At 54.8% G+C, this 3,899-nt stretch carries 5 protein-coding genes; 1 reads left to right on the forward strand and 4 read right to left on the reverse strand.

The window, feature by feature from the left end; all coding sequences use genetic code 11:
* The 3 genes from ABYP39_RS17820 to ABYP39_RS17830 form a co-directional block, all read right to left on the reverse strand.
* A partial coding sequence (locus tag ABYP39_RS17820) for a heme A synthase (protein WP_372783945.1) occupies positions 1-962 on the reverse strand: 962 nt, incomplete at its 3' end.
* 25 nt (positions 963-987) lie between these two features.
* Entirely contained in the window at positions 988-1,599 is a 612-nt protein-coding gene (locus ABYP39_RS17825; RefSeq protein WP_372747312.1) for a hypothetical protein, read from the reverse strand.
* Positions 1,596-2,318, reverse strand: a complete 723-nt coding sequence (locus ABYP39_RS17830; protein ID WP_372747311.1) for an SURF1 family protein — start codon at positions 2,316-2,318, stop codon at positions 1,596-1,598. Before ABYP39_RS17830 ends, ABYP39_RS17825 begins: the two co-directional genes overlap by 4 nt.
* Positions 2,319-2,375: 57 nt before the next feature.
* Here ABYP39_RS17830 and ABYP39_RS17835 point away from each other — a divergent pair, with 57 nt between their 5' ends.
* A complete protein-coding gene (locus ABYP39_RS17835) occupies positions 2,376-2,636 on the forward strand; it encodes a DUF2909 domain-containing protein (protein ID WP_372783947.1) in 261 nt (86 codons plus the stop codon).
* Positions 2,637-2,818: 182 nt separating this feature from the next.
* Here the strand turns inward: ABYP39_RS17835 and ABYP39_RS17840 are convergent, their stop codons facing one another.
* On the reverse strand, positions 2,819-3,793 hold the full coding sequence (locus tag ABYP39_RS17840; protein WP_372747309.1) for a cytochrome c oxidase subunit 3: 975 nt from the start codon (positions 3,791-3,793) through the stop codon (positions 2,819-2,821).
* Positions 3,794-3,899: the final 106 nt, after the last annotated feature.

A 3,899-nucleotide genomic window follows, 5' to 3' on the forward strand; every position in this document is an offset into this window, starting at 1 on the left:
AGTAGCACCAGGGTCGTGATAATGGCGCCAATGCGATGCGAAAGGTGAATAGAAACCCGCGCCGCGTTATCCATGGTGCCGCCGAGGTAATTGGGACCAATGTGCTGAAACAGGTTAAAGCCTGCAGCAAAGTTGGTTTCCGGCCACCAAGCGTTCTGACACGTAGGTAAATCCGGGCAGGCAACGGCCGCGTAATTTGAGGTTGTCCAGCCGCCCAAAGCAATCTGAGCAACCACCACCAACAGAGCGGCAAAGGCAAAAGAGCGCAAACCCCGAACCGCCGCCATGCTATGCGCCCGAATTTGCCAACGTTGATTGCGCAGGCGCAGCGCCAGTAGCCACAACAGGGCAAATACCGTAAACCCGCCCAACAGGTGAGCGGTCACCACCTGTGGCCACAATTTCAGCGTGACGGTCCACATGCCAAACAGGCCCTGCAGAATGATAAAGCCTGCGATAAAGGCCGGCAGCTTCACCGGCTGACCATCGCTGTTGCCCTGCTTTAAAGCCAGCCAGCCGAGCCAGCCAAAATAAAGCGCCACCAGTTTCCACAGATAGGGATCGAGGCCATCGCCGAAAATAATGCGCGCCACGGTGCCCGAAAACAGTATCGCCAGTAGCGCCACAATGCCCTTCCAGGGGTGCGCCGCAGGTCGATTTTTCAGCGACACCCCGAGAATGATCAAACCCAGCAGTCCCAGGCTTGAAGCAAACAGGCGATGAACCTGTTCCGGCCAGGTCTTGTCAGTTTCCACCGGGGTATCGACAAAGTCGGGGTGCGCATTTGCCGCACTGATTTCTTCGTGACTGTCAGGCCACAGCACATGGCCATAGCAGGTTGGCCAATCCGGGCAGCCCAGTCCGGCGTCTACCAGCCGGGTAAACGCGCCCAAGCCAACAACAACAACCGCCAGCGCGCAAGCCAGCAAGGTCAGGCGATATCCAGGTTTTGTCTGACTCATGTCCGTCTCCCCAGCAAACATTCGCTTAGCGCAGCAGGCGCTTCATATCTTTGATCACCAACTTACCCATACTGGTCAGTGTTTCTTGCTCCAGATCCGGCAGCTGGTAAAACATCATCACCCAACCCTTCGGGTCAACCACATAAAAGCCACGAGCCTCATCGCCAAGCGGCAGGTTTGAGGCGCGAAACGCGGCGCCATCGATAAAGGCCGAAGTCAATTTCTCATGCTCGTCGATCAACAACTGATCGAGTTGGGCGCCAAATTCCTTGTCGGTATTGAGATACATACGACCCACCCGACCCATCTTCTTACCCAGCGCGGTATGAGTCTGGCGCGTGAGATACAACATGGCTTCGCAGTTGGCTTCACAGTAGCCGTCGCCAATCACAACAAACTGCCACAGGGAATCTATTTCGTTGAATGCGACCGGCTCGCCGTTCCGATGTGTCGGCGCCAGCTTGTCGATTTGCAAAGGCGGCTGTATCAGGGTGCCATTGTTCACAGTGCCCAGCGACACTACATCGCGATTGGCCAACATATACAGCAGGCTTGAGAAGGCAATAACCAGCAGGGGAATCCCCACGATAAGTGAAAACACCAACTTGGATGAACTGTTGTTGCCAGAGTTACTCACGTACGCTCTCCTGATGTGCTTAGCTGGCGCCACAGGTGCCAGCCAAATAACGCAATAATGATCGCAGCCATGCCAAACCACTGCACCGCATAACCGGTATGTTTTTCGGGCGGCATATTAACCGCGCTGTAGGTGGGCGTATACATGCCCGGCTGTCCTCGTTCCAATCGCAGCAACAAGTTCGGGAGGGGCTTACCGAGATGTTGCTCCGCGCGCGCTATCGGCAACCACTGCAAACGCTTGGGCCAACCCTCACCGGTTTCCTCCTCGCCGAGGGAAAACCCACTCGCGCCACCCCGATCCAGGAAACCGGTCAATGTGATCAACCCATCGGGTGTTTGAACTTCGGGTAACAGGCGACGCCCTCGATCGCCCGCCAGCCAGCCACGATGCACCAGCACCGTATCACCATTTTCCAGCTCAAACGGGCTCACCACTTCAAACCCGTATTGCCCATTGTGTATCCGGTTTTCCAACAGCCAATAGCGCACTGGATCAAACCGCCCGCGGATGGTTACCGCCCGGAATTCCGGCAAGTCTGCTCTCACGTTGTTGAGCACTAGCGGCGGCAACATTTGCTGAGCCTGCTGCTGTTGCAGCACCTGCTGTTTGTCCTGAGCGCGCTGCAGTTGCCAGAAGCCAAGCGTCAACAGTACCGGCACAATAAACGCTACTAACAATGCCAATGGCCAGTTCTTGCGCAGCGCTGTCAGCTTCATGGGTTCACTCCCAGCGATTGTGTATACTGCCCGCATTCAACCGGGGGTATTATCGCTATGGGACTCAAAATTGCCATTGTCATCCTGTTTATTGGCGTGGTTATCAGCCTGTTTACGGGTCTGACCTTTCTCGTCAAAGATCAGGGTGACAGTAAAAAACGCCAGTGGTATGCCCTGGGAGTACGGGTTGTGCTGGCAGGCAGCCTGTTAGCGCTTATCGCCTACGGCATCCAGACCGGTCAGCTGCAATTTGGCGCTCCGTGGGACCGTCACAAGCTTGAGCCGATTGAAAACTCTGAGCCTGACGTCGGTCGTTAGGCGCTTGCCACACGATCATCTGCCGCCATTGCCTCCCAAGTTAGCATTGCCGATTCAAGGGTAACTGCGTTCTCATTTGCTAACGCTCAACTGCAGGCGTAAGCACTAACGTTCGACCAACAAAACAAAGGCCCAAGCACTTCCGTGCCCGGGCCTTAAGATACTACCTTCGGATCACATCTTTAGAAGATGTAGACCACCAGCATCAGGAAGATCCAAACCACATCAACAAAGTGCCAGTACCAGCTGGACGCGGCAAAACCAAAGTGGTCATCTTTAGTGAAGTGCCCACCAATGACGCTGCGCAGCAACTGAATCAGCAGCATGATCATACCCATGGCTACGTGGAAGCCGTGGAAGCCCGTCAGCATAAAGAAGGTGGTGCCGTAAACACCGGTTTCCAGTGTCAGGCCGTAGTGAGCATAGGCTTCGTAGTATTCCAGCAACTGCAAGCCGACGAACACCACACCCAGCAGAACCGTAACGGTCAGCCACTGATGGAATTTCTTGCGGTTGTCGTGCAGCAGGGCGTGGTGAGCCCAGTGAACGGTCACAGAAGAAGTCAGCAGGATCACAGTGTTGTAGAAGGGCAGCCACTTGAAGATTTCACCGAATCCAGGGAACGCCATGCTGCGCTCGGGACCGGAGAACTCACCGTTGTTAGCCATTACCTGATTGGCAACACCACCGATCGCGTCTTGCGGTGTCTGCATCAGCGGCCAAGAATAGGTGAAATCGCCCCACAGCAGGTAGTTAGACCGTCCGGCTTCACCCTCACCACCCAACCAGGGAGCGGCAAACCAGCGAATGTAGAACAATGCCAGGAAGAAGGCGAAGAAAAACATCACCTCGGAAAAAATAAACCACTGCATGCCAATAGCGTAAGAACGCTTCAGCTGGGCACTGTTTTTGCCCGCAATGTTTTCTTTGATCGCGGTGCTGAACCACACGAAGAGGGTAGCCGCAAAGAAGGCCAGACCTACCCAGAAAATAAACCAGGAATTGGTGGACTCATTCGGATCGCCAAAAGTGCCGTCGTTGATGCCGCTGGCAGCACCGAAGATAGTCAGCACCAGGCCTATAGTCGCACACACAGCGAGTTTGCTGCTCTCGGGCACGTAGTACACTTCGTGCGCCGTGTTGCCTTGACTTGCCATTTTGTTTCTCCGTTCTCTTTTGAGAAAACTCGTTTTTAACGCGCCGCGACAGGGTCGTTCTGTGGCTGCGCCGTTTCTGTTACATCAAAAATCGTATAGGACAGGG

The organism is Litorivivens sp. (assembly GCF_041625495.1).
Lineage (GTDB): Bacteria > Pseudomonadota > Gammaproteobacteria > Pseudomonadales > Spongiibacteraceae > Litorivivens.

What these genes read in the sequence shown, in the direction of transcription:
- ABYP39_RS17840 (WP_372747309.1), bottom strand. Translation starts at nt 3,793, where the DNA reads ATGGCAAGTCAAGGCAACACGGCGCACGAAGTGTACTACGTGCCCGAG.
- ABYP39_RS17830 (WP_372747311.1), bottom strand. Translation starts at nt 2,318, where the DNA reads ATGAAGCTGACAGCGCTGCGCAAGAACTGGCCATTGGCATTGTTAGTA.
- ABYP39_RS17835 (WP_372783947.1), top strand. Translation starts at nt 2,376, where the DNA reads ATGGGACTCAAAATTGCCATTGTCATCCTGTTTATTGGCGTGGTTATC.